Raw genomic sequence first — 24947 nt, 5'->3', positions numbered from 1 at the left:
AGATGGAAAATAATACTGTTTTAGAGACGATCGGTCTTAATAAATATTTTTACAACCCGGTAAAATTTCAAGTGTTGAAAGAAATAACTATGCGAGTAAATCATGGCGAATTTGTTTCCATTGTAGGAAAATCTGGCTGTGGAAAATCAACTTTGTTGTATTTACTTTCTACAATGGACACGGAATATGAAGGTCAGATATTAATTCATAACGAACTTGTTACCGGAAAAACCGACAGAGAATTAGCATTAATCAGAAATGAAAAAATAGGCTTTGTATTTCAGTTTCATTACTTACTGGCAGAATATAATGTGTTGAAAAATGTAATGCTTCCGGGGATGAAATTAGCTAAATATTCAAATAAAGAATTAGAGAATCGCGCTATGGAGCATTTAAAAACACTCGACATGGAAGATCAGGCGCTGAAAATGCCAAATCAATTGAGCGGCGGACAAAAACAGCGGGTAGCTATTGCACGTGCTTTAATAAACGATCCGTGGATTATAATGGGCGATGAACCGACAGGGAATTTAGACAAGAAAAATAGTGACTTGGTTTTTGATATTTTTAATAAATTAACTCAAGAGAAAAATCAGACTTTACTAGTTGTTACTCATGATACTGATTTTGCCGAAAAAACGAACAGAATTATTGTTATGGAAGACGGAAAAATAATTTCTTAAAGCACTATTGAACTATAATTTCATGTTTATAAAGTAGTCCTTTTATTCCTTCTAAAGCAAAAATGGCTTTCTTTAATTTTGTTGTTTTGGGATCAATCGTATAATTATAACTGGTTTTAAAATTAGCTTTGTTGGCAATTGCTTTTGCAAATTCAGAACGGTATAAATCACAGTTGTCAAAAACGACTTCAGTCAAATCAGTACTCATGAAATCGACTGCAATAATACTGCAATTGGTGAATGATGTTCCTTTGATTTTTAAGGTATAAAATTTGGAGAAATCCAAAATACAATCAGTAAAAGCAATTTCGAAAATCAATTTATCGCACATGGCAAAATTGACGTCTTTAATATCACACCGATTAAAGGTCACGGTTCTAAAAGCGACATAATTAATTTTGGCATTGCTAAAAGTGCAATCATTAAAAGTACAGTCTATGAAAGTAACCGCCACAAAAGCACATTGGGAGAAATTACAGTTGGTAAAAGTACAGCATTCAAATTCCTTAAAATTGACTTCTTCCTCGCTATAAATGATATTATTATATTCAATATCTAGAAAATATTCTGGCATTTATAAGTTTTAAATTCAAGTTTTAAGTACTTATTTTTCGCAACAAAGAAACAAAATTACAGAGCTATAAAATTAGAATTTTAGATAATTATTTTAAAATTTTAAACTCGATCGTAATCTCCTTTCCAATTCACAATGGCTTTTTTAATGGCTTTTCCCGAAAGATTTTCCTTTAGCGCTCTTTGCGTAAGTTCAGGAAGTTCATTGTCTGGGGCAAAACGCAACGCAAATAACTGGTCGTCATTTAATTGGTGTTCAAAATCTTCTAATCTTTTTCCGGTAATAAAAAAATAGCGATAGCGCAGTTCTGAACGTACAATGCGATTTTGTAAAGTCAACGCATAATGCTGACGCAACATAAAGGCAAGGCACAAAAGCACCACAAAAACAACACTGATAAATCCCCAAATCAATGAATCTTCATTAGTGAAACTGAAATAAATGCTGAAAGCTAAAAACGCCATTATGACGGGATAATATACAAAATGATGAGGCGGATAATACCGAATGTAATTTTTATAAGATTGTGTTCCCATGATTTTTTTTAATTTTTTTTAAAGATAGTTAAAACAGTTTATTTTAAAGTCAGTATGATTTTTTAATTATCAGAAAGTCAAAACAATATAATTTTGTGCGCTGATTTTAAAAATTTTAATGGCTATTTTTTATTTATAGTATTAAGCCAAAAGTCAAATTTTGGGAAAACCTTCGGAATTCTTATGACTTCCTACTGGAATTAATTCCATAATTTTATAAAAAATTAAAAATATGATACCTACAAAAGGATACGCAGTACAGGATTCAAAAACAGATTTAGCCCCTTGGAATTTTGATAGACGAGAAGTTGGGCCACATGACGTACAATTCGACATTCAATTTTGTGGCGTTTGTCATAGTGATCTTCACCAAATAAAAGATGATTGGGGTGGAGCAATATTTCCAATGGTTCCGGGACATGAAATTGTAGGGAAAGTGATAAAAATAGGAAGTCATGTCAAAAAGTTTAAGGTAGGAGATTTAGCAGGGACAGGATGTCTGGTAGATTCTTGTAGAACCTGTGAGAACTGTAAGGAAGGTTTAGAGCAATTTTGTCTAAACGGAAGTACTGAAACATATAATGCTTTAGGACAGGATGGAAAAACGCCTACTTATGGTGGATATTCCAATACTATAGTCGTTCATGAAGATTTTGTTTTGCATGTTTCAGATAAATTAGATTTAGCTGCGGTTGCTCCATTGCTTTGTGCTGGAATTACTACTTATTCTCCATTAAAGCATTGGAAAGTAGGGAAAGGACACAAGTTAGCTGTTTTAGGTTTAGGAGGTTTGGGGCATATGGCTGTTAAATTTGGTGTTGCTTTTGGTGCAGAGGTTACTGTATTAAGTACATCTCCAGCGAAAGAAGCCGATGCTAAAAAATTAGGTGCTCACAAATTTATTGTTACTAAAGATGCAGACCAACTAAAAAGTGTAACTGGGTATTTCGATTTTATTCTTGATACTGTTTCTGCTCCACATGATTTGAATCTGTATATGTCGCTGTTAAGAGTAAACGGAGTGCATATTTGTGTGGGAGTACCACCAACACCATATGAAGTTCGTGCGTTTAGCTTAATAGGTGGAAGAAAAAGCTTAGCGGGTTCTTTGATAGGTGGATTGCCAGAAACTCAGGAAATGCTTGATTACTGTGCGGAACACGGTATTGTTTCTGAAATCGAAATGATTGATATCAAAAACATAAATGATGCTTACGATCGAATGACAAAAGGCGATGTGCGTTACCGTTTTGTAATTGATATGGCAACATTATAGCCAACAGTTTAAAAAAAAAGCCCTGTACGTTTTATAATGTACAGGGCTTTTATGTTTTTCTAGAATTTGAATTCCAATTTATGAGTGTATAAATTTTAGTTCATTTTACTTTTTTCAATGGATCTTTCAAAAAATTCATAAGTTCGTAGCATTTGATCCATTCGTTGGCGATTGTCACCATTTCGAGTTATTTCATGAGTTGCTCCCGGGTGTACGACAAACTCGACTGGTCGATTTAATACTTTTAAACTACGAAACATCATTTCTGCCTGAATAAAACCGGTACGACGATCGTTGCCACCATGAAAAATAATGAAAGGTGTTGTAATATTTTGGACATAGCTTATTGGTGATTCACGAGTTAGAATTTCCTTTATCTTTGTTTCCCACGGATACCCTCCAAAATAATTTGGAACTAATCTCCATGCGTTTCCTTCTCCAAAAAATGTATTAAGATCATATACACCACGTTGCGCGCAAGCCGCTTTGAAACGATTATCATGACTTATGATCCAAGCTGTTAGGTAACCTGCATAAGAACCTCCCGAAATAAGTAACTTGGAGTTGTCAGCCCAACCTTCTTCAATAGTTTTGTCTAATGCTGTTAACACATCACTTGCGGGACCTTTGCCCCAATCATTAATATTACCTCTTAAAAAATCCAAACCATATCCGCCGGAACCTCGTGGATTACCATAAACGATGCCGTATCCTTTACTACAAAAATATTGGTATTCGTGCCACATACTTTCTTCACCTGGACCCCACATTGCTGATGGGCCACCATGAATTTCTAACAATAACGGATATTTTTCTCCTTGTTTGTAGTTGGATGGTTTCATAATCCAATATTCTACAGTCATCCCTAAATCGTTAATAAATGTTTTCTTTTCAGGAAAAGATAATTTTTTATTTGTAACCCAATCATTAAAATCACTTACTTTTTTTTCATTTTTAAAATTGGCATCAGCAAAATATAATTCAGAAGGATTTGATACCTGAGTTTTAGAAAATACAATCGTATTATTTGCTATGTCAAAACTTGAAATACCAGCATCAACATTGGATAAAACATCTATTTTTTTTGTTAATCGGTTAATTCTGTGCAATACATTACCACCGTTCATTTGAGCGGTAAAGTACAGATATTTGTCATCTTTACTCCAGGTAAGATTCGATTTATTTCGATCAAAAGGGATTGTTACAATATCTTTTTCGGTGCCATTAATAGGCATTATCGATAATGAAGGAACGGTTATAAAAGAAGTATTACTGGACAAGAACGCTAACCATTTTCCTGATGGAGATAAAGTGGCACTATTGTATCTTTTCCCGCTTTCGCCAAGTATCATTTTAAAATTCTCGCCATTTGTGTCAACTGTGAAAACCTCACTTTCTAATGAACGATCTGCATTTTCTATTGTGTCAACATCTCCTGATAACATTATTTGTTTCCCGTTTGGGGTGTAGTCAGCAGTACTAAAACTATAAAATCCTTTTGTAAGTAAACGAGGTTCAGCATCTTTGGAGACATTTATTTCAAAGAAGTGATTGAAATTTATTTCTGAAGAAACATTTGACTCACTTTGAAAGTTCAATTTATTCAATACAATTGCTTTTTTATCTATTGCATTGTTATCTAAATAGGCTCTTATTTCTGATAAATTTCCGTCTGGATTTGCTTTATCACTATTAGTCAACAAATGTTCATTTTTGTCAAAACCGGGTTTCTCCATTTTCCATGTAGGAATTGTTTTTGATTTATTTAAAATAGAGTCTTGAAGTAAATCTCTTAACGGGATGCTTGCAGAAAAAAGTATTTTTTTGCCATCTGGCGACCACTTCGGATTGGTTGCACCGTATTTATGTTTTGTCAATTGAATAGGTTCTCCACCTTCCATTAATAATATAAAAATTTGCATTTTGTCTTCTACTGAACGGACAAAAGCAATTTTTTTGCCGTCCGGACTCCATGCCGGTCTTGTTGCTCCATCTTTATTTGTAGTAAGTTGTGTGGGTAAGGAATTTTTTAAAGTAGCGGTAGTAAAAATTTGTGTGAGATATTTGTAGTCTAATTTATTATTTTCATCGGCTTCAATAGAAGTCACAGTAAAAGCAGCTCGTTTGCCATCTTGAGTCAGCGTTACATTACTAACAGTTTTAATTTTTAACATATCTGTAATATTAACAGCTTCATTTCCATTTTGAGCGATTGCGGATTGTAATTGTATTAAAAACAATAGTAGGATCGAAAATTTTCTTATCATGTTGATTTTGTTAGGGGTGGTTGTTTGTTTTTACGTTAGTCTTTTTACAACTGATATAAACCTAATTTATTTGCTTAGGGCTATGCTTTTATTTAGTAAATATATAAAATAAAAGCCTGTTGTAAGTAATTTGATAATTTGTCACGCAACAGTACAAATTAGGATTGATACATCAAAAATCTATTTTTTTTAATTTACCAATTTTATAAAAATATTGGTATAAAAAAACTCCTCAATTGCTTGAAGAGTTCTAGTGGGGAGAGCAGGATTCGAACCTGCGAAGTTTGCACAGCAGATTTACAGTCTGCCCTCGTTGGCCGCTTGAGTATCTCCCCAAGACTCAACAAGCATTGCTTGTTGTGCTAACTGGGTGCAAATATAAAAACTGTTTCGATGTTTCCAAACTAAATTTGCACTTAATTTCAGTATTATTTTTAATACATTGGTATTGAATAAAATAAAAAAATCTCCACTGGGGAGATTTTTTTATTTTGTATCAAAGAAGCTGTTTATTTAGCTAAAAGTTCTAAAATTTTAGCTCTAAGTGCATCTCCTCGTAAATCTTTTGCGACTATATTTCCAGATGCATCAAGAATAAAAGTTGCTGGAATAGACTCCACTTTATATTGCGCTGCGATAGGCTCATCCCAAAATTTTAAATTGGAAACCTGATTCCAAGTTAATTTATCTTTTGCTATAGCGTCTTTCCAAGCTTTGGCATCTTTATCTAACGATACACCAATAATGTTAAGACCTTTACGGTGTAATTCTTTGTAAAGAGCAACAACATTTGGATTTTCTTGACGACATGGTCCACACCAAGATGCCCAAAAATCTACTATTGTTACTTTTCCTAAACTTTCTTTTAGAGAAATAATTTTTCCCTGAGGATTAGAACCAGAAAAATCTGCTCTTCATTTAGCTTCTCCAGCAGGAGCAGCAGGAGCAGCTCCTACAGCAGCTGGCGCTTTCATTTCAGCTAATTTAGTTTTGATGGCAATACCTGGTTTTGTTTTTTTCAATGATTCTTCTAAATTATTATATAACTTTTCAGATTTTGCTACATCAGCTGTTGGATCGTTCAACATACCTTGGATAATCAAAGCAGTAATAAATGATTTAGGATGTGTTTCAGCATAAGCAACATATTTTGCTTTCGAAGCTACACCAACTTCTTCTTGAATTTTAGAAAATTCTTTCATCAATCCATTGATTACAACAGTATCTTTGGCTTGTTGTGCGGCATTCATTGCCTGCATGTTTTTACTTTGGAAATCCATAAGTTTCTTTTGAACTTGAGTGATTTCTTTATTGAAAGTTACATACTCGTCATTATTATAAGTACCTGAAACTTTAGATTTTTGAATGCTGTCTTTATCAATGGCAATAGTTACTTCTCCATTTTCTAATATTAAAGGTATTTTAGCTTGTGCTCCTTCTAATTGAATGGTGTAAAAAGCAGGCTCTGTAATAGATCCTTTCATTTCAAATTTACCGTTTTGAACTTTTACAGTGTCTTTTGGTAACATCATTCCGGTTGCATCTTGTGTTTCCAAGATAATAGTTTTACCATTATCAATTCCTGTTGCAGTTCCTGTAATGAGGTATTCGTCTTTGCCAACTTTGCTACAGGAAATTAAAACTACAGCCGCTGAAAGTAATAAAATTATTTTTTTCATTATTAATTAGTTAATTGAGTTAAGTCTGCAAAAGTATTTAAAAAATATAAAATACAAATAATTTTTGAACCTAAATTTTTGTTATAATTTGGTATTTATTTTGTATTATTTTAATAATGGAGTGATGCTAATTCCGTTCATAATTTATGGCTACAGTTTGCATTGATAATTCATTCATTTTAAAGTAGTTAAGATACTTTTTCTTAGGACAAAGAAAAAAACTTTAAAAACAGACTTTGAATTAATTAGGATAAAATGCATTTAAAATTTTGAGCAATATTAAATCAGAATATCATTATTGCGCTTCAGCCGAGTAGTGTAGATAATAAATTAGTGTAGTTGCCGATGTTTAAATTGAAAATTAACTAACGTATTACAACGTTAGTTCTGTTTCATCAACATTTTCTGAGCCGTATTTAATAATTTCGGATTCAGCGTGTTCCATTTCATTTTTTGTAATCTTAATATTTAAGTTTACAATTCACAATTCTTTATGAAGAATAAAACAAGATGGATTTGAATGCAATTTAAGATCAATTTGGTCTCTTTGTTTTTCAAGAATATCAAGTGTTTCTTTCGCTTTTTTATATTGTGATTGGTAAAGCTTGCAAAAATCTTTCATGGTAAATAAAGTAATTTGGTATAATTTAATTACTAAATTACTAAAAACAAGTTTATTGCACAACATGGTTTGTCAAATTAACTGATTCAATCTATTTTAAAAATAGATTGGCATACCCACTTAAACAAAAAAAGCATCCTTTAGTAGGATGCTTGTATCTTTTTTACTTAAAAATATTTAATCTTGATTGATTGTTTTTCTCCAAGTAAATGAATTCAAAATGTGTCTTTTTGCAAATCTTCCAGGAGAATCTGCGTTTACCATTTTGACGTAAGTTGCTTTAGGAACACTGATGTATTCATAAACACTACCATTTGAAAAATTGATAATTAATCTTCCTTCAACAAATTTATAATCTGTGATTGTTGATGTAGAAATGGTTTCAGTATATTCTGGCAAGTTTGCTTTTGTAGTCTCAGGATTGATACTAACCAAAAAGTGGTATGCTTCAATAATTTTTTTACTATTTTCTTCTGCAGCTTTCAATCCAGCTTCGTCACCTGAAAATTTATCAGGATGTGATTCTTTCATCGCATTACGATAAATCGTTTTCAAATCTTTCAGCTCTGCAGTTTTATCTACATTTAGCAGTTTGCGGTATTCAACTATTTTTTTCATAAATAAGGTAACTACTTGCCTTTTATTATAAAATCAATATAATTTGATTTCAAAATCGACAAATTTTTTGCAAAGGTACACTTTTTTTTATTTTTTCGGATTCACAGTAGTAAATTTTCAAAAAAAGTACCTTTTAGTGCTCCTATCTAAAGAATTTTAGAGCTGAAAATTAACTATTGTTGCGGCTTATTATTTGCTTTATCAAAATTTTTCGATTTTTTTTGATATTTGTTGTAACTAATATCACTGGGATTTTCAATAATTGATTTTATAGTAATGTAATCTCCAACGGCATGTTTTTGTGCCATTTTATAATCTAAAAGATATTCTCCACAAAAAAAGTTGTTATTTTCATCTTTTTCCATAATTCCTGTGTAAACACCTTTTTGTAACATTCTTTCTTCAGAAGCTTTTGTCATAATCCGTTTATTTTAATAAAACTAGTGGGCAAAGTTAATCAAATATAGTTTGTCTTGCTACGATTTGGGCTTTCTGATTATCTTTGCCTCATGGAAAAAATTTTTCGGCCAAACCTTAATTCCTTTAAAAATACTTTCTGTGCATTTGATGAAGTATCCATGGATGCTGTGAATGGATTAAAAATTCAGTACGCCAGCAAATCAGGGAGCAAGTATTATTACACTAAAACAGGAATGTATCGCTTGTCAAATCATTGGGGTCGATTGGCTAATAGCAAATGGCGTCTGAAGCCTTTAGAACCTGAAACCATTTCCAAAATTAAATTGGGCTATGCGTCGTGGGAAAATTTTTATCCGGATAATACTGTTGAAGAGCTCTATTATTTAGAAGCAAATTACCAAGAGAAAAAGGCCAATTATCAACATAAGAATAATCCAACCTACGATAAAAAAGCAGTATTGCGAACCAGCTTTGAAACGACTAAACGCATCAAGCAGATTCGGAATTTGTTTAATCTTACTTCCTGGGCCAAGTATTTTGAGTATGATGATATTAATCTTTTGAGAAAAAAAATTATCGATGAACTAATCTTTACCAATAGAGGTCTGGAAGAAATAAAAAAAGAATTCATGTAAAACCATTTTGAGAATCATTTTTTTTTACCTTAAAATTTCCTTTATGGGTCGATTTTTCAGCATTTCATCGTTCGATGCAATTAATAACAAATCATTTACTGTAACCGGTTTAGATAAATAACCTAGAATGTTTTCATAAGACTTTGATTTGGTTTTGTCTTCAAAAGCAATAGATGAGCTTACGATGTAAACAACAATTTCTTTAGGAAATTTAGGTTTTATTATTCCCATTTCGTCCATGAATTCCCAGCCATCCATTATTGGCATATTGATATCAAGTAAAATTATATCCGGAAGATTGGCATTAATTTCTAAAGCATTATACAAATCATCAATAGCTTCTTTTCCATTTTTGAAAGAGAAAATCGCAGAAAACATTTCAGATCGTTGAATTATTTTATTTACGATTATTTGGTAAATTGCATCATCGTCCACTATCCAGATTGCTTTTTTTATCATTGAATGTAGATTTTAAATGTAGTTCCAACATTAGGTTCACTTTCTACAGTAATTGTTCCTCCCATAGCATCAACTTGATTTTTTGTAATGAACAATCCTATTCCTTTTGAATCAGAATTGTTAGAGAAAGTTTTATACATGCCGAAAATTTTGTTGGCATTTCTGACGAGATCAATTCCTATTCCATTATCTGAAATTTGAAGGACATTTACATCATTTTCTTTTACAAAATTAATTTTTATGATTGGTTTTCTACTGTTATGTCGATATCGTATAGAATTTGAAATAATATTATAAAGGATGCTTTCTAGATAGGCCGGATTATAATTTATCATTGTGTCCGTTGGAATATCTGTTAAAATAGTGACATCATTTGACGAAATTTGTTTTGAAAGTACATTTTTTACTGTGTTAATATATTGGTCTAAATATAAAGGTTCCGATACTAAACTAATATTTGTTCTAATGTTAATTACTTCGTTCAGGTGAAGCATAGTTTCGTTAAGCGAATTAGATACTGTTTTTAAAAGTTCCATCATTTGTTCCCTTTCTTCTTCAGATTCTGAGGTTTCAATTAAATCAACTATTGAAGCAATATTGCTCGTATGCGATCTTAAGTTGTGAGAAACGATATAAGAAAAATTCAACAATCTTTTATTTTGTTCTGTAACAAGATTAAAGGATGTATTTAAATCTTTTTCAGCTTCTTTTGTTTTGGTAATATCAATCATAATGCCACGTAATCTCTCTGCTTTACCATTTTTAATGACAACATTTACGATGTCACGCAGCCAAACTAAATCTCCATTTTTGGCTACCATTCTATACTCAAAATCATGGTCGGCATTGTCATTTGTTTGTTTCATACAATAATTCTGAACCCATTCACTATCTTCTGCATAGATATGGTCGCGCCAAAAAGTAGGACTTTTAAGCCATTCCTCAGGGGTATAACCTAGTATGTTTTCAACTTTCTGACTAATAAAATTAAAAGAAAAATCAGTAGCATCGCACTCCCAAACAATTCCGTCAATGGTATTGATCAGCGATTTAATTCTTTGTTGGGAATCTAGAATTATTTTTTCAGAGTATTTACGATCAGTAATGTCTTCTGTGGAAACAATGATTCGTTCTAATGTCTTTTCGTAACCACGAATTACATTCCACCTTAAGTTAATGTCTCGTAATTTGCCCTCAGCATCTTTTATTACGGTGTCAATAATAAATTGTTTTTTATCTTGAGTAATTGAGATCAAATTTTTTATGAAATCTTCTTTGGACTTCACATTAAACAATTCTTTTTTGATACTAATTAATTCCTTTAATGTGGAAACTTTATAAAGCGACAAGTTAGCTCTGTTAGCACTGATAATTTTAATTAAGGAATGACATTTATCGACAACTGCCGGATTACTGTTGAAATATTCTGTTACTTTTTCTTTGGTTTTTCCCATCAAATTTAATTCCTCCAGATATCTTTTAACATCTAAAAAATCCTCTTCTCTGAGAGGCAATGGCGAGTCTTCGAATAGGCTTTTGAATCGAATTTCACTTTTTTTGATCAATTCTTCAGCTTCCTTTTTTAAGGTAATATCTTCAATAATTGAAATTGCGCTTATTTGCTTTTTGTTTTTATCTATTATTGGCTTAACATTTAAATTTACCCAAATAATTTTTCCTTGGTTTGTATAATATCTTTTTTCCATGGAATATTCATTGATTATTCCTTTTTCCAGATTATATACATTTGTTAAATCTTTTTTAAGATCATCAGGATGCGTTAAAGATTGAAAATTCTTTTGTTTCATTTCATTCTGAGTGTAGCCTAAAAGTTCACAAAATTTATTGTTTACTTCCAAAAAATTCCCTGTTGCAATGTTGATATTAGCAATGCCAACCGCTGCTTGATCAAAAATAATTTTAAATTTTATTTCAGAATTCAATAATTTGGTGGCTTGTGTAGTTACTAAAGATTGTAATTCCTCTGGAATTTTTAAAAGTGTATAAATTAAAACACCAAAAAGTGCCGCAAGAATAATTCCAATAATTCCAGGAATTAAAATCTGTGAATACAGATAATTTTTGTTTTTTGATATTAAATATAATTTCCAGTCGCCATCCGGTATGTCTGTACATATATTATAATTTTCTGAGAAATCAGTTTTGTTGGGCAAATAGAAAATCTCCTTTTTTTTCTCCGCATTGTATTTTGAAAACTGAAAAAAATATTTTGAATCATCCACGTTTTTAATTCCAGAAGCTTTTAAAAAAGTTTCTAATTTAATTACAACTGCGGAGAATCCCCAAAACTTATTATTTTGAAAAACGGGAAACCGACCTACAATTCCCACTCCGCCTTGTTTCAATTCAAAAGGACCAGCAAAATACATCTTTTTTTTAATGATTGATTTTAAGGCTTCTTTTTTAAGACTTGGGTTAGTTAAAATATTTAAATTCAAAGCCGCTTCATTTCCTTTTTGCGGATATATATATTTTATTATTCCATCAGGGACTAATTGAACAGCATTAATATTGGCATTTGATTCCATTAATTTTTCACTCACGTAATCAAAATTTTCAGGAATGCCTTTATCGTTAATGGTTAGTGCCAATGTTAAAGTAGTCGTGTAACAGTTTTTAAGGGCTTGTTCGATATTTTGATGAACAACAAGTAATATGTTATTCATCTCGCGTTCCTGATCTTCTTTTATCAGTTTATATTGTTGTGAGACGATAAATGCCGCTACATAACTTAAGAATAAAAATGTTATGAAGCCTGTTGTTTTTGGTCTTTCTAAGAACCATCTGATGAATTTTGGGTATTTTTTTTCAGACTTCATGTATTGTATTGGTAGGGTTTAGGTACAATCTAGTTTTGAAATAAAGATATGAAAAAAAATGTACGAGCACACTAATTTATTAATTATCGTCATATTCTTCGTTGTTTGCTTTCAAAATGCTTTTTTGTAAATCAGTAAACAGGATGAATGGTTATAAATCAGACAATTTTAATAGTAACGTTTTGAGTATAAATAAATTTTATTTTCAATAATAAAAGCGAACTTTGCAATAGTTTTTGAGTCAAATACTTGATTTGATTATTTAAAAGTATAGATATGAGCAGAAATAACGAAAGAAATATTAAAAAACATAACGATAAATTGCATAAAGCGCAAGATAAAGCAAAACAAACCGTATTGTTGCGCAAGGAAAAATTAAAACAAATTACAAAAAAGTTCAATGAAGATAAGGCTTCAGAAGAATAAAGTAAAACTCGTATGATGGAAAAAAATAAATTTGATCAAGTGAAAAATGGAGTTCAGCAAATAATTGATTTTGTTGCCGAAAAAAACGCCAAAGAAGCCAACAATAAATTAGTGGAAGTTAGCGAGGAATTAGATGAACTTTTAGATTTTGCTGACGAAGATGAAGATTTAATCGAAATAAGCCGCTTTCAGGTATTGTTAAATCAGTTGCATCAAAAAATAGTTGGGCTCAATGGACAGGCAACGGGCTCAATTTAAAATTTTTAATATTTAACATGATTGAAAACAAATGTCATTGCGGTTCCGATAAAGATTTCGAGAATTGTTGTGAAGTAGTAATAAAAGGCATTCAAAAAGCGCCTACAGCTGAATCTTTGATGCGTTCAAGATATTCCGCTTATGTGACGCATCAAGCCGATTATTTGTTGGCAACAACCCATATTTTGGAAAGAAGTCAGTATTCGAAATCTGAAATTTTACATTGGGCAACTAGCAACAAATGGCTTCAATTGGCGATTATAAAGTCCACTGAAAATAACGTGGAATTCAAAGCCTATTTCTTGGACAGCAAACTTCAAAAACAGATTCATCACGAACTTTCTACTTTCAAATTCGAAAATGGAAGTTGGTTTTATGTGGATGGTCAATTTTTTAATTAGCTTATCTTCCCAATAAAATCCAACTTCATAGTGTCTGAATGTTTTTAACTAAAAATTAATAAACGTTTGTATTCAGTATATTTTTATTGATGTAATTTTATTGTCTATGAAAAATGAATATAAAAAAGGATTTTATTTCAAGCAATACGAAGCACCTTTTCAATCTCCGTTTGATAAACTCTTTGGTATTTTCAAAGAATTAATTACACATACCTCGGGAGATTTTGATGAAGCAATCGACTGGTTGCGGGAATTAGACAAAGAATATAAACTCACAGATGAACATTACACCATCGATGATTTTATTGAAGATTTAAAGAAAAAAGGGTATATCCGTGATGAACTAAAAGAAGATGGAACTTCGGGAATCGGTATTACCGCAAAAACGGAACGCGCCATCCGGCAGCAAGCTTTAGACAACATTTTTGGTAATTTAAAACGCTCCGGAAGCGGGAATCATAAAACGAAACATTCCGGAAACGGGGATGAACACACTGGAGAATTTCGGGAGTTTCATTTTGGTGACGGACTCGAACGAATCTCTTTAACTGAAAGCTTACGTAACGCTCAAATCAATAATGGAGTAGCTGATTTTATGTTAACCGAAAATGATTTGGTTGTCGAAGAAACGCAATATAAGTCGCAGATGAGTACCGTTTTGATGATTGACATTAGCCACAGTATGATATTGTATGGAGAAGACCGAATTACTCCAGCCAAGAAAGTGGCGATGGCTCTTGCTGAATTGATTACGACACGTTATCCAAAAGACACTTTAGATATTTTAGTTTTTGGAAATGATGCCTGGACCATTGCAATTCGGGATTTACCGTATTTAAAGGTTGGACCTTATCACACGAATACAGTCGCCGGTTTACAACTAGCCATGGATATTTTGCGTCGAAAACGAAACACCAACAAGCAAATTTTCATGATTACCGATGGAAAACCAAGTTGTGTCCGCGAAAAAGACGGTTCCTATTATATGAACAGTAACGGGCTCGACGAATACATTGTGGATAAATGCTACAATCAGGCGCAGCAGGCCCGAAAATTACACATTCCAATTACCACTTTTATGATTGCCAATGATCCATATTTGCAAAAATTTGTAAATAAATTTACAGAATCAAATCAAGGAAAAGCCTTTTACACCGGATTGCAAGGTTTGGGGGAAATGATTTTTGAAGATTATGAAACAAATCGAAAGAAGAGAATAAAATAGTAGTCGGTTTAGATTTCCATTCGTCAGTTCGAGCGCAGTCGAGAACAACAGAAATAGCAATTTTAATAACAATTAAGGTCAACTGCAATATCAATATCAATAAAAAATAATAAATGAATACTATAAAAACACTCGGAGAATTAAAAAAATCAGGTTACGAAAGTAAAAGCATTAAAGATGAATTGCGATCCAACTTAAGAGAAAAAATAAAATCTGGAAAACCAACATTTGAAGGCGTTCACGGTTTTGAAAATACCGTAATTCCAGAACTAGAACGCGCTATTTTATCGCGTCATAACATCAATTTATTAGGTCTTCGTGGTCAAGCCAAAACCAGATTAGCACGTAAAATGATAGAGTTGTTGGATGAATACATTCCGTTTGTATCGGGTTCCGAAATTAATGATGATCCTTTACAACCAATTTCGCGTTTTGCCAAAGACATCATTGAACTCAAAGGCGATGAAACTCCAATTTCTTGGCTGCATAGAAGTGACCGTTTTTTCGAAAAATTAGCAACACCTGATGTGACAGTTGCAGATTTGATTGGAGATGTCGATCCAATAAAAGCGGCAAATTTAAAATTGTCTTATGCGGATGATCGTGTGATACATTTTGGGATGATTCCAAGAGCAAATCGTTGTATTTTTGTTATCAACGAATTACCTGATTTACAGGCGAGAATCCAAGTAGCGCTATTTAATATTTTACAGGAAGGAGATATTCAAATTCGTGGTTTCAAGTTGCGAATGCCACTCGATATGCAATTTGTATTTACGGCAAATCCGGAAGATTACACGAATCGTGGAAGTATTGTAACACCATTAAAAGATAGAATTGGTTCCCAAATATTGACGCATTATCCGGAAACTATTAAAATTGCCAGAACCATTACAGAGCAGGAAGCGAAACTTGATGTAACGCAAAATGATATGGTTTACGTGCCTTCATTGGCAAGGGATTTATTGGAACAAATCAGTTTTGAAGCAAGAGAAAGCGAATATATTGATAACAAAAGTGGCGTGAGTGCCAGATTAAGTATTACTGCTTTCGAAAACTTATTAAGTACAGCAGAAAGAAGAGCACTGAAATCCGGTGCTGATAAAACAACGTTGCGTTTGTCTGACTTTATGGGAATTATTCCTGCCATTACTGGAAAAGTGGAATTGGTTTACGAAGGTGAGCAGGAGGGAGCTGCCGCTGTAGCGCAACATTTATTGGGCGATGCGATTCATACTTTTTTCCCTGCATATTTTCCAAAAATTGAAAAACTTGAAAAAGAAGGCGTCAAAAATGCCTACACGGATATCATTGAATGGTTTTTTGCCGAAAGCGGTTTTGAATTATTAGACGATGCTTCCGATGAAGAATACGAAAGGATTTTGGGAAGTATTGTCCCGCTTGAAATTTTAATTAAGAAATATCAACCGCAACTAGAAAAAGAAGATAAATTTTTTATGAAGGAATTTATCCTTTGGGGATTGGTAGAATACAAGAAACTGAGTAAAGACCGCTTCTCCGAAGGCTATCAGTTCAAGGATATTTACGGTAGTTTTATCAGTAAATTATAAAGAACGTACTTTTTTTTCACTGTACGAGTCATTTAAGGAACCAACATTTTGTAATTTTTTAAATGACTTTTATGTTTTTTTTGCGACTGGTATTCATTGATTTAAGATTGATTTGCAATACCTAAAAAGTCTAAAAACTTCACGCAGAAAAATTATTTAATGTACATTGATGGTTTGATTTGCATACCAAGATGTAAGCATGTAAGTCATCTAAGCAATTTACTAATTTGTAGTTTCTTAAATGACTTATATTTTTAAAAATGAAATTGTAATTTTATTTTTTTCTTGCAAAAGTTATCAGTTTACCATTTAATTTTTTATTTATTTCAGAATCAGTCTTTGACGAGTTTTATTAGTCTACCTTGCCCCGTTGGCGGTATTTTCAGTCAATGCGAAAGTCATGGAAAATAACTTTGAGGATTTAATTGCCTCCTACATTGAAAATAAAGTTGGAATATCTGAACATTTTTTGAGTACTGATTTGGCCCATAATCTCAGACAAAATTTGATTGTTTTGAAGCAAAAAAGCTTGTTGATGCAAGCTGGAATTGGTAATTCTGAGAAAGTTTCTTATGATGGTGCGATACGAAGCGATTCTATTTATTGGTTGGATAAAAAACACAACAATGCATTCGAAAATGAATTCCTGGCCCAAATAGAAGCTTTTATTGTTTATTTAAATCAAAGTTGTTATGCCGGAATTACGGGATATGAATTTCACTATTCGTTGTATGAACCGGGTGACTTTTATTTAAAGCATTTGGATCAATTCAAAAATAATCCCAGCCGAAAATATTCTATGATTAGTTATTTGAATAGCAATTGGAAAGAAAGTGATGGTGGCGAATTACTGATTCATCAATTGGATAACAATCAAAAAATTGCTCCTACCCAAGGTAAAACTGTTTTCTTTAAAAGTGACGAATTAGTGCATGAAGTTTTGGTTACCCAAAATACCAGGATGAGCATTACGGGTTGGTTGAAGAGTGAATGATATTTATAAAAAAAAAACACTCAGTTTCCCTTCATCCGTGTAACTATTTTTTGAAGTAATCGCTTTCCGTCTCTTTTACTTTTTGGCACTTCTACTGCTTTCATTTCAACATTGCCTGCAATAAATTGATAGCTGAAAGCAAATTGAGGGTTTTTTGGGTTGTCATCTAAAAGTCCAAAGCGTAAATCATTAAAGTATAAAGATCCTTTTTTTTGAGAAATGATATACCAGCCTTCACTGGCTTTCTTCAGTTTTTCAAAGTCCGAATTTCCTTTTAATTGCGATTCTAAAATTTTGTTTTTGCTGTAAGCAGTAAACGAAATGGGTTGCGAATCAAAAAGAGAGTAGTCGCCTAATACGTAATTATCCGCAGTTGCTACATTAGCATTCCATAAAATGAGGTTGAAAGCGGTAGGTTTTACAATAATTTCAGAATAGTGGATTCCTTGTTTTGTCAATGCTTTTTCAAATTGGTTCAAAGCATGTACTTTTATAAAACAAGACAAAAGGAGATAAGCACTACTGATAAATAATCCTAAGACTATGTATTTTTCACGAAGTATGGTGTCTTTTGTTTTCCAAACCATAATCAATGCAATAACAAGTGGAATGGTGTACAGCGGATCAATTACAAAAATGGTTTTTAGCGCAAACCGTTCGTCTAAAGGCCATAAAATTTGCGTGCCCCAAGAAGTAAACACATCCAATAGCACATGGGTAAACAAACACCAAAAAGCCATAACAGTTGCCTGAACAAAATTGATTTTATCTCTTTCTGTTTTTGAAATAATCCAACCCAAAACAGGGGATAAAAACAAAAAAAGAAAAAGAGAATGACTGATGCCACGATGAATCAGGACGGCATCGACAGGATTTAAAAAAAGTCCCACTACAACATCTAAATCGGGAATTGTGCCTAAAATCGCACCGTATAAAACCGTTTTGTTTTTGAGTTTTTTGCCCGCACATACTTCAGCTATGGCAATTCCTAAAGCGATTTGAGTAAAAGAATCCATCCTGCAAAAGTAACTGAAATCAGGAAATATCTTGATAGCCCTGTAGTAATTGATTGCTAAGAATCGCATTTTTTATAATGTAATTGAAAAAGAGTAATCCGAAAACAAATAGATTTGTGAAGGTGAAAATTTTTGGATAATTCTTAACATCTTAGAATTTAAAAGTAGTTTATCTATCCATTAAAACAGAATAATCGGATGGTTTTAAAACGCGTGCTTTTTTTGTACAGAAAAAACAGGAGTATTTTAAATGTTTTTTTTTAAAACCATACCGATCAAAAGAAATTTTAAAATAAATATGCACTATCTTGTCCAATCAAAAATAAACAGCGCTATGTATAAAATTCATACTATTGATCTACACTTTCAATCCGAAAAACATTCTATTGGTGCTTTTTTAATTGAAACGGAAAAAGGTCCGATACTTATAGAAACTGGACCGGAATCAACTTGGGAGTTTCTTGTTAAAGGAATAAAAAAGATTGGGTATGAAATCAAAGATATTCAGCATGTATTCTTAACGCATATTCATTTTGATCATGCCGGAGCAGCTTGGAAATTAGCACAAAATGGAGCTAAAATATACGTACACCCTATTGGACTTCCACATTTAGCTAATCCAGAGAAATTATGGAATTCAGCCAAAATGATTTACACAGACAAGATGGAGCTTCTTTGGGGAAAAATGGACTCAATACCAGAGCAACAATTGATTGGGGTAACGGACGGTGATGTTGTAGACCTGGGAGATGTTCAAATAAAAGTATGGTATACGCCGGGTCATGCTGTGCATCATAATGCATATCAAATTGATGATGTGATATTTACAGGGGATGTGGCTGGAGTAAAAATAGGAGATGGTCCTGTTGTGCCTCCCTGTCCTCCGCCAGATATTAATATTGAATTATGGAAACAATCCCTCAAAAAATTAAAAGATTTAAAGCCCAGAGCCTTGTATCTAACACATTTTGATTTGCAAAAAAATCCGGATGAATTATTATCGGGCTTAGAAATAGTTCTAGATGATTGGGCTAGTTTTATCAAACCTTTTTATGACAATCAAACTCCGCCAGAAAGTATAGTTCCCCAATTTATGGAATACACAAGAAAGCAGTTTTTGGATAAAGGACTGAATACGGAAGAAATTCAAACTTATGAGTTTGCTAATCCAAGCTGGATGTCTGTAAATGGTTTATTAAGGTATTGGAAACTTAAAGAACAGCGAAGGATTTAAGATTGCTACAATTTTTATATCTTTTATTTTCCTTCATATTACTAAAACCGTATTAATCCTATTTTTTTATTGAAGTATCGCTTTCGATACTTTTATAAAAGAGCAATAGGAAAGACAATAAATGGTAATTTAGCCATCTAAAAATTCGCTATGCTATTTTTGATTTTAAGTATTATTTGCAGTGTAACCGTGGGAGTATTATTTAAATTTGCGCGCAGGTACTCCGTAAGTCCTATTCAAATTGTCGCCTGGAATTACGTATTTGCGCTTGTTCTTTGTTATTTTTTCTTCAGTCCCGATTTAACTAATTTAGGAACTTCGGCACCTTGGGCAATCTATATTCCTATTGGAATTTTGCTGCCTTCTATTTTTCTTTTCTTGGCAGCTTCAATAAAACAGGTAGGAATTGTAAAAACCGATGCAGCTCAAAGACTTTCGCTGTTTATACCTATTTTGGCTGCATGGTTTCTCTTCAACGAAGATTTCAATATTTTAAAAATCACGGCACTTTTGATAGGTTTTCCTGCTTTGCTGCTTATTCTCGCGAAACCTTCCAAAAAAACAGAAAATAAATGGATTTATTCTGCGGTTGTTTTACTCGGCTTTGGAATTATTGACATCCTTTTCAAGCAAATCGCTCTGTATACAAGTCTGCCTTATACTACATCATTATTTGTGGTATTTGGAATTGCGTTATCAATCATGATTGGAACGGTGCTGTATCATGTGATTGTAACTAAAACACCACTGCAGTTAAAAAATATTATTTTTGGTGGTTTAGTAGGTGTTTTCAATGTTGGAAACATACTTTTTTATCTAAAAGCGCATAAAGCTTTCGCTAAAAATCCATCTACAGTTTTTGCAGGTATGAACATGGGCGTGATTGTAATAGGAAGCCTTGTAGGGATTTTTGTTTTTAAAGAAAAACTAACAAAAATGAATTATGCAGGTTTGTTTCTGGCTTTGATTGCGATTGTTTTAATCGTGTTATCACAGACAGTTAAATTACAGTAATCTACTGATTGTAATTCAAGTTTTTTTTTAACGCATTGAAACAAAGTTTTTATGTGTTGCTATTGATGCATTTCACTTTATTACAGAAAACTATAGATATGTTGTTCCAGGTATTTGGTTTTTTATTTATTTAATACTTTACCGTAAACGGGCACCACGTAATTCCCATTTAAAAACGGAATTGGATCAATTTGACTTTGAAGTATAACTCCGCTTAATGACGATTCAAGTAAAAGTTGCGCTGCCTGAACTAAAGGTGCTGCTGTGGTTATTTGTATCGCTCGTAACTGATGTTTCCCTACTGTTCGCGGAAGAATGCGCTTGGCAATTTCTCGTCTGCGTAACACTCCCGTAGCATCTTTGCCTTCCACTGCTGCATATAAAATGATTTGGTCGTCTTCAACATGTGGAATTACGGCTTCCATTTTTTCTTGTAAATTTTTGATAGCATCTGACGTATTTTCAAGATTGTCCAATTGTTCTTGTAGCCAGGCATAATGTCCAGGATGTCGTAAGGTTTTGTAGTCAAGTGAACGTACCTTTCCCGACAAGGCATCCGGCAAATCAGCAGCACCACCCGAAGTTAGGTTCTCTTCATACGTGATGCCATCAATAATGATTGTGGCTCTTTCGGATAATGGTGACAGATTCGTTTTTTTATAATCCCGAAGCACGATCGTATCTTTTATATATTCAGTAGCCACTCCAACAGGGCTCCAAGTAAAACCATAATAATGTGGAGCAACGGCATGATTGGTCAGCGCTCCAACTTTAAATTCCAGTTTGTCTACTTTATCAACCTCAAAGTCTGAACAAAACTGTTGAAATAGTCCATTGGCGAGTAAATCAACATATCCGGGAGCTAAACCAGTTTGAAGTATAAAACCAGTTTTGGCGTCTTTTGCTAAAGCTATTATTTCTTCGGTTTCTGCAACGTATTCTGTAAGGTTTGCATAATGTAGATTGTAATCTTTGGCAAATTGTGCTATTCTGGGTGCTTGACTACCCGGTAAACAGTCGAGAATGATGTCTCCTTGACTTAATATTGTCTTCATTTCGTCCGTTAGGCCTTTTTCAGCAAGATGAAAATCGTGGACAGATCCTGATTTCGTTGTTCCTTCTTGAATCCAACGTGCTACTTTTTTTGCTTTTAAATGCATTCTGTCACCTATAAAGAGAGTAGGAGCAACTTCGCCCCATTCCATCAGTAAGAGACCAACAGCTTCTGCGATTCCGCCGGCTCCTGCAATAATAATAGTATAATGCTTTTTCATATTTTAAAGATACCCTTTTTTATTGGTAAAGCATTTGAGTTGTATGGTAAATTGGTTGTGATCAAATGTAGATTCTCTGTCAAGGATAGTAGCGGAAAGCCCGCAAAGGAGGAGGTCCTTTTATTAAACAAACCCTAAAACAGCGACTACAAGAAGCTCGTTTTAGGGTTTGTTTTATGGACTAATTCCTGCGGACTTACAGTGGATAGCCTGCCCGGACAGCATATATGTAGTGTAAATAAAGTATTTCGATTATGTATTTCAATTAATTGATAATCAGTTGAAAAAAAATAAATTTAAATGTCTTCATAAACTGCTATTTTTGAAAAACTTTAAAAAATACAATATTTGATTAATATCAATAACAGCAGGAGTGGATTCTAAAGGTTTATTTTTCAGCCACACATTCAACAGCAGTGAACTTAAATTTTACATTTTCAAAGTCTATCGGTGAGTCTTTAACAAAATAAGTGGCTCCCATAGTAGTTTGCATTTTTCCATTTCCTAAAATAAGTTGTTCCCCTCTCTTTAAAAATGCCATCGGATTTTTAAATGTTACTTTTTTGTTATCGCCCTCAATAAAGGTGTAGCTGACAAATAATGTATCCCCACTGAATTCTCCTGCAATTTTTCCAACCTTTTGGGGTGTGTTAAAAAATTTCATCATCATATCGCCGGTTATCTTTCCGTTTTTTAAAGTGTTCATTTTTAAATCTATAATATCTTTTTCATACAAAGCTTTATAGCATTGGACGCTTATTGGTCTTTCAACCGGGATTTGTTTAGAATTAACGAGTTTTTCGTTTTCATTTTTTTTACAACTTTGAAATCCTATACTGGCAAACAGTAAACAAAAAAGAAGAGGAGTTTTCATGATACTAAATATTTAATTATTAACTATTGCTAATTTAGTCAAAAAAATCCTTCTTTAGTTAAAATATTATAAAATATTGATTTTCAGTATTGTAGATATTTTTTTATAATTTTATTTTCCGATGCAGAATGTGACATCTCTTGTTTTATAGTAGTTTAGGTGTGATGAGGTACAGTTTGGGTACAGAGTATTTAGAAAACTACAATTTTTGTAGATATATCAACATCGTTCTTTTGCTTTCCCTTAGCTATGCTAAGTTTTTAGATGAGTAAAGGATATAGTTAATAGCCAAAATAGAATTCCCCGCATCCTTTAATTCACGAATCAGAGCTTAAACCGACAGTAAAGATATAAAAGTAAAAAGTAAAAACGGTGTGTGCGTACTTCCTGAATATTTTTTAAAATTATTACGATAAATACATAATAGAACTGGATTTATAGTGGATTTCGTTAAATAGGGATAATAATAGCCAAAAGAGGATATTGCAGATCCTTAAAAACCTCTATTATTTACACTACATATACAAAACGAATTGAATTCAAAAGATATTACTTAATTTTATCTCATAAGATATTTCTAAAAAACAAATTGCAATAACTATGTGTTTTTATACTCAGCAAAATGCTTCTATCAAAGAGGTTACAAAACGTTTCAAGGCTACTATAGATGATCCGGATAGTTTTTTGGTATCTGAAATGATCAACGGATTTACTCACTTAAAAACACCCATTATACTAGACGAAACCCCTGAGGTTATATCTACAAATTTCAGTTGGGGACTAATTCCATCGTGGGCTAAGGATAAGGATTTTAGAAAAAACACTCTTAATGCAAGAATCGAAACAGTTGACGAAAAACCCGCGTTTAAAAATATTACTAATAACCGATGCTTAATTATTGCAACTGCTTATTACGAGTGGCACTGGAACGACGCAAAAGGAAAAGAAAAAGTAAAATATCAAATTAATTCACAAGAGGATGAAATTTTTACGTTTGCAGGTCTACACAGCTCATGGAAGGACATTCAAACGGGAGAGCTTTTAAATACCTATACGATGTTGACCACGGAGGCTAATGAAACGATGAAATTTGTTCATAATATCAAACAAAGGATGCCGGTAATGCTAAAAAAAACGGATGAAAAGGCGTGGCTAGATCATTCTAATTTAATTAAAGACTTTGCTTATCCTTATCAGGCGAATTTGATTGCTTTACCCACTATTTAAGTTGAATATAGTGTCAAATACTTCCTTATCTTAGACTTTGATGTGACTAAATATCACTAAAAGTAATAATTGCCATTTCTTAAAAAATCATGTTAATTTATACTATTTGTCAATTACTTCAAAATTCTGCTTTGGCTTAAAATCTCCACCAACACTAACCGATGGAAACGCTTTTGTTTTCAATAATTAAAAGGTATTAGTACATAAATTAACCCGTTTACGGAAACCCGTAAAGAAATTGATGATTAAAAATTTACATTTGAAAAATATCAATCTTTATCGTACAAATAATTGAATTTTGCCTGTTTTAAACTCAATTTTTGCTTGATTTAAAAAACTAAAATTTATGAAAAAAATCCTATTAGGACTCTTATTATGTTTTTTTATTAGTGCACATTCTCAAACCATTTCCAAGCAAGTTATTGGAACAGCAGGAAAGACACAAACAAATTCAAACCTTAAGGTTTCTTGGACAACTGGTGAATCTGTAGTGGGTTTAATGACCGCTGGCGGCAATCAATTGGGAAATGGATACTATCCCGCTATGAATATTAGTGCTTTGAAAATTGAAGACAATGCTTTGGACTTACAAATAAAGATCTATCCCAACCCAACTTCGCAATTACTTTATGTTTCTCATCTTGATTTAAATTCCTTTTCAATAAACATTACGGATTTAAGTGGCAAACAAATTTATTCAGACACTATTAACAAAGACCAACCTTTGGATATTTCCAGCTATACACAAGGGATGTATTTGATAACAATTGAAAACAAAGAAGCGAACAAAAAAAACACCTATAAAATAATCAAGAAATAAAAAA

24 protein-coding genes, 1 tRNA gene and 1 pseudogene are annotated in these 24947 nt (G+C 32.6%); 13 read left to right on the top strand and 13 right to left on the bottom strand.

The window, feature by feature from the left end:
* The first annotated feature begins 2 nt into the window (after window positions 1–2).
* Window positions 3–683 carry an ABC transporter ATP-binding protein gene (locus ACP7AV_RS10915; protein WP_426091970.1) on the top strand — a complete coding sequence of 227 codons (681 nt, stop codon included), beginning with the start codon at window positions 3–5 and terminating at the stop codon, window positions 681–683.
* A 4-nt stretch (window positions 684–687) separates the two neighbouring features.
* Here ACP7AV_RS10915 and ACP7AV_RS10910 read toward each other — a convergent pair whose 3' ends face one another.
* Together ACP7AV_RS10910 and ACP7AV_RS10905 are read right to left on the bottom strand one after the other, a co-directional pair.
* On the bottom strand, window positions 688–1257 hold the full coding sequence (locus tag ACP7AV_RS10910; protein WP_426065162.1) for a pentapeptide repeat-containing protein: 570 nt from the start codon (window positions 1255–1257) through the stop codon (window positions 688–690).
* Window positions 1258–1358: 101 nt separating this feature from the next.
* The gene (locus ACP7AV_RS10905; protein WP_426091969.1) at window positions 1359–1793 is read right to left on the bottom strand and encodes a DUF6526 family protein; all 435 of its coding nucleotides are present in this window, start codon (window positions 1791–1793) and stop codon (window positions 1359–1361) included.
* Window positions 1794–2025: 232 nt separating this feature from the next.
* Here ACP7AV_RS10905 and ACP7AV_RS10900 point away from each other — a divergent pair, with 232 nt between their 5' ends.
* Window positions 2026–3069 carry an NAD(P)-dependent alcohol dehydrogenase gene (locus tag ACP7AV_RS10900; RefSeq protein ID WP_426091968.1) on the top strand — a complete coding sequence of 348 codons (1044 nt, stop codon included), beginning with the start codon at window positions 2026–2028 and terminating at the stop codon, window positions 3067–3069.
* A 95-nt stretch (window positions 3070–3164) separates the two neighbouring features.
* On the opposite strand, the gene ACP7AV_RS10895 is transcribed toward ACP7AV_RS10900, so the two are convergent.
* The 6 genes and pseudogenes from ACP7AV_RS10895 to ACP7AV_RS10870 all read right to left on the bottom strand — a co-directional run bounded on the left by ACP7AV_RS10895 (window position 3165) and on the right by ACP7AV_RS10870 (window position 8674).
* Window positions 3165–5336, bottom strand: coding sequence for a S9 family peptidase (locus tag ACP7AV_RS10895; protein WP_426091967.1), 2172 nt, complete (start codon window positions 5334–5336; stop codon window positions 3165–3167).
* Window positions 5337–5590: 254 nt separating this feature from the next.
* Window positions 5591–5671, bottom strand: a tRNA-Tyr gene (locus ACP7AV_RS10890).
* Between the two features lie 174 nt (window positions 5672–5845).
* A pseudogene (locus ACP7AV_RS10885) lies at window positions 5846–6232 on the bottom strand (TlpA family protein disulfide reductase); the annotation flags it as partial.
* An 18-nt stretch (window positions 6233–6250) separates the two neighbouring features.
* Window positions 6251–7015, bottom strand: coding sequence for a DUF4369 domain-containing protein (locus ACP7AV_RS10880; RefSeq protein WP_426065167.1), 765 nt, complete (start codon window positions 7013–7015; stop codon window positions 6251–6253).
* A gap of 799 nt (window positions 7016–7814) precedes the next feature.
* The gene (locus tag ACP7AV_RS10875; RefSeq protein ID WP_091204674.1) at window positions 7815–8255 is read right to left on the bottom strand and encodes a KTSC domain-containing protein; all 441 of its coding nucleotides are present in this window, start codon (window positions 8253–8255) and stop codon (window positions 7815–7817) included.
* Between the two features lie 173 nt (window positions 8256–8428).
* On the bottom strand, window positions 8429–8674 hold the full coding sequence (locus ACP7AV_RS10870) for a hypothetical protein (protein WP_091204675.1): 246 nt from the start codon (window positions 8672–8674) through the stop codon (window positions 8429–8431).
* A gap of 90 nt (window positions 8675–8764) precedes the next feature.
* On the opposite strand from ACP7AV_RS10870, the gene ACP7AV_RS10865 reads away from it, so the two are divergent.
* Complete coding sequence (locus ACP7AV_RS10865) at window positions 8765–9310, top strand: hypothetical protein (RefSeq protein WP_426065168.1); 546 nt, start codon at window positions 8765–8767, stop codon at window positions 9308–9310.
* Between the two features lie 24 nt (window positions 9311–9334).
* Here the strand turns inward: ACP7AV_RS10865 and ACP7AV_RS10860 are convergent, their stop codons facing one another.
* Together ACP7AV_RS10860 and ACP7AV_RS10855 are read right to left on the bottom strand one after the other, a co-directional pair.
* Window positions 9335–9769: a response regulator gene (locus tag ACP7AV_RS10860; protein ID WP_426091966.1), complete on the bottom strand. Its 435-nt coding sequence runs from the start codon at window positions 9767–9769 to the stop codon at window positions 9335–9337.
* A complete protein-coding gene (locus ACP7AV_RS10855; protein WP_426091965.1) occupies window positions 9766–12609 on the bottom strand; it encodes a PAS domain S-box protein in 2844 nt (947 codons plus the stop codon). The genes ACP7AV_RS10860 and ACP7AV_RS10855 overlap by 4 nt, the downstream gene beginning before the upstream one ends.
* Before the next feature lie 276 nt (window positions 12610–12885).
* Between ACP7AV_RS10855 and ACP7AV_RS10850 the strand changes: the two genes are divergently transcribed.
* The 6 genes from ACP7AV_RS10850 (at window position 12886) to ACP7AV_RS10825 (ending at window position 17484) form a co-directional block, all read left to right on the top strand.
* Entirely contained in the window at window positions 12886–13035 is a 150-nt protein-coding gene (locus ACP7AV_RS10850; protein ID WP_426065173.1) for a hypothetical protein, read from the top strand.
* 15 nt (window positions 13036–13050) lie between these two features.
* Window positions 13051–13293, top strand: a complete 243-nt coding sequence (locus ACP7AV_RS10845) for a hypothetical protein (RefSeq protein WP_426065175.1) — start codon at window positions 13051–13053, stop codon at window positions 13291–13293.
* Window positions 13294–13310: 17 nt separating this feature from the next.
* Complete coding sequence (locus tag ACP7AV_RS10840; RefSeq protein ID WP_426065177.1) at window positions 13311–13694, top strand: YchJ family protein; 384 nt, start codon at window positions 13311–13313, stop codon at window positions 13692–13694.
* 106 nt (window positions 13695–13800) lie between these two features.
* On the top strand, window positions 13801–14919 hold the full coding sequence (locus ACP7AV_RS10835) for a vWA domain-containing protein (protein ID WP_426065178.1): 1119 nt from the start codon (window positions 13801–13803) through the stop codon (window positions 14917–14919).
* A gap of 113 nt (window positions 14920–15032) precedes the next feature.
* The gene (locus ACP7AV_RS10830; protein ID WP_091204683.1) at window positions 15033–16490 is read left to right on the top strand and encodes an AAA family ATPase; all 1458 of its coding nucleotides are present in this window, start codon (window positions 15033–15035) and stop codon (window positions 16488–16490) included.
* Between the two features lie 400 nt (window positions 16491–16890).
* Window positions 16891–17484, top strand: a complete 594-nt coding sequence (locus tag ACP7AV_RS10825; RefSeq protein ID WP_426091964.1) for a 2OG-Fe(II) oxygenase — start codon at window positions 16891–16893, stop codon at window positions 17482–17484.
* 20 nt (window positions 17485–17504) lie between these two features.
* Here the strand turns inward: ACP7AV_RS10825 and ACP7AV_RS10820 are convergent, their stop codons facing one another.
* Window positions 17505–18569, bottom strand: a complete 1065-nt coding sequence (locus ACP7AV_RS10820; protein WP_426091963.1) for a metal-dependent hydrolase — start codon at window positions 18567–18569, stop codon at window positions 17505–17507.
* A 265-nt stretch (window positions 18570–18834) separates the two neighbouring features.
* Between ACP7AV_RS10820 and ACP7AV_RS10815 the strand changes: the two genes are divergently transcribed.
* Complete coding sequence (locus ACP7AV_RS10815) at window positions 18835–19734, top strand: MBL fold metallo-hydrolase (protein WP_426091962.1); 900 nt, start codon at window positions 18835–18837, stop codon at window positions 19732–19734.
* A 150-nt stretch (window positions 19735–19884) separates the two neighbouring features.
* Window positions 19885–20748: an EamA family transporter gene (locus ACP7AV_RS10810; RefSeq protein ID WP_426091961.1), complete on the top strand. Its 864-nt coding sequence runs from the start codon at window positions 19885–19887 to the stop codon at window positions 20746–20748.
* A 122-nt stretch (window positions 20749–20870) separates the two neighbouring features.
* Here the strand turns inward: ACP7AV_RS10810 and ACP7AV_RS10805 are convergent, their stop codons facing one another.
* Window positions 20871–22022, bottom strand: a complete 1152-nt coding sequence (locus ACP7AV_RS10805; protein WP_426091960.1) for a saccharopine dehydrogenase family protein — start codon at window positions 22020–22022, stop codon at window positions 20871–20873.
* 388 nt (window positions 22023–22410) lie between these two features.
* A complete protein-coding gene (locus tag ACP7AV_RS10800; protein ID WP_426091959.1) occupies window positions 22411–22728 on the bottom strand; it encodes a hypothetical protein in 318 nt (105 codons plus the stop codon).
* Between the two features lie 768 nt (window positions 22729–23496).
* Between ACP7AV_RS10800 and ACP7AV_RS10795 the strand changes: the two genes are divergently transcribed.
* Window positions 23497–24123 carry an SOS response-associated peptidase gene (locus ACP7AV_RS10795; protein ID WP_426091958.1) on the top strand — a complete coding sequence of 209 codons (627 nt, stop codon included), beginning with the start codon at window positions 23497–23499 and terminating at the stop codon, window positions 24121–24123.
* Between the two features lie 346 nt (window positions 24124–24469).
* The gene (locus ACP7AV_RS10790) at window positions 24470–24943 is read left to right on the top strand and encodes a T9SS type A sorting domain-containing protein (RefSeq protein WP_426091957.1); all 474 of its coding nucleotides are present in this window, start codon (window positions 24470–24472) and stop codon (window positions 24941–24943) included.
* Window positions 24944–24947 lie beyond the last annotated feature (4 nt).

This window comes from Flavobacterium sp. DSR3-2 (assembly GCF_049896525.1).
Classification (GTDB): Bacteria; Bacteroidota; Bacteroidia; order Flavobacteriales; family Flavobacteriaceae; genus Flavobacterium.
The sequence above is the reverse complement of the archived record's forward strand: the minus strand, read 5'-3'. Positions and strand labels throughout refer to the sequence as shown.

Coding starts and splice junctions, on each gene's coding strand:
- ACP7AV_RS10915 (WP_426091970.1), top strand. CDS start 3: ATGGAAAATAATACTGTTTTAGAGACGATCGGTCTTAATAAATATTTT.
- ACP7AV_RS10910 (WP_426065162.1), bottom strand. CDS start 1,257: ATGCCAGAATATTTTCTAGATATTGAATATAATAATATCATTTATAGC.
- ACP7AV_RS10905 (WP_426091969.1), bottom strand. CDS start 1,793: ATGGGAACACAATCTTATAAAAATTACATTCGGTATTATCCGCCTCAT.
- ACP7AV_RS10900 (WP_426091968.1), top strand. CDS start 2,026: ATGATACCTACAAAAGGATACGCAGTACAGGATTCAAAAACAGATTTA.
- ACP7AV_RS10895 (WP_426091967.1), bottom strand. CDS start 5,336: ATGATAAGAAAATTTTCGATCCTACTATTGTTTTTAATACAATTACAA.
- ACP7AV_RS10880 (WP_426065167.1), bottom strand. CDS start 7,015: ATGAAAAAAATAATTTTATTACTTTCAGCGGCTGTAGTTTTAATTTCC.
- ACP7AV_RS10875 (WP_091204674.1), bottom strand. CDS start 8,255: ATGAAAAAAATAGTTGAATACCGCAAACTGCTAAATGTAGATAAAACT.
- ACP7AV_RS10870 (WP_091204675.1), bottom strand. CDS start 8,674: ATGACAAAAGCTTCTGAAGAAAGAATGTTACAAAAAGGTGTTTACACA.
- ACP7AV_RS10865 (WP_426065168.1), top strand. CDS start 8,765: ATGGAAAAAATTTTTCGGCCAAACCTTAATTCCTTTAAAAATACTTTC.
- ACP7AV_RS10860 (WP_426091966.1), bottom strand. CDS start 9,769: ATGATAAAAAAAGCAATCTGGATAGTGGACGATGATGCAATTTACCAA.
- ACP7AV_RS10855 (WP_426091965.1), bottom strand. CDS start 12,609: ATGAAGTCTGAAAAAAAATACCCAAAATTCATCAGATGGTTCTTAGAA.
- ACP7AV_RS10850 (WP_426065173.1), top strand. CDS start 12,886: ATGAGCAGAAATAACGAAAGAAATATTAAAAAACATAACGATAAATTG.
- ACP7AV_RS10845 (WP_426065175.1), top strand. CDS start 13,051: ATGGAAAAAAATAAATTTGATCAAGTGAAAAATGGAGTTCAGCAAATA.
- ACP7AV_RS10840 (WP_426065177.1), top strand. CDS start 13,311: ATGATTGAAAACAAATGTCATTGCGGTTCCGATAAAGATTTCGAGAAT.
- ACP7AV_RS10835 (WP_426065178.1), top strand. CDS start 13,801: ATGAAAAATGAATATAAAAAAGGATTTTATTTCAAGCAATACGAAGCA.
- ACP7AV_RS10830 (WP_091204683.1), top strand. CDS start 15,033: ATGAATACTATAAAAACACTCGGAGAATTAAAAAAATCAGGTTACGAA.
- ACP7AV_RS10825 (WP_426091964.1), top strand. CDS start 16,891: ATGGAAAATAACTTTGAGGATTTAATTGCCTCCTACATTGAAAATAAA.
- ACP7AV_RS10820 (WP_426091963.1), bottom strand. CDS start 18,569: ATGCGATTCTTAGCAATCAATTACTACAGGGCTATCAAGATATTTCCT.
- ACP7AV_RS10815 (WP_426091962.1), top strand. CDS start 18,835: ATGTATAAAATTCATACTATTGATCTACACTTTCAATCCGAAAAACAT.
- ACP7AV_RS10810 (WP_426091961.1), top strand. CDS start 19,885: ATGCTATTTTTGATTTTAAGTATTATTTGCAGTGTAACCGTGGGAGTA.
- ACP7AV_RS10805 (WP_426091960.1), bottom strand. CDS start 22,022: ATGAAAAAGCATTATACTATTATTATTGCAGGAGCCGGCGGAATCGCA.
- ACP7AV_RS10800 (WP_426091959.1), bottom strand. CDS start 22,728: ATGAACACTTTAAAAAACGGAAAGATAACCGGCGATATGATGATGAAA.
- ACP7AV_RS10795 (WP_426091958.1), top strand. CDS start 23,497: ATGTGTTTTTATACTCAGCAAAATGCTTCTATCAAAGAGGTTACAAAA.
- ACP7AV_RS10790 (WP_426091957.1), top strand. CDS start 24,470: ATGAAAAAAATCCTATTAGGACTCTTATTATGTTTTTTTATTAGTGCA.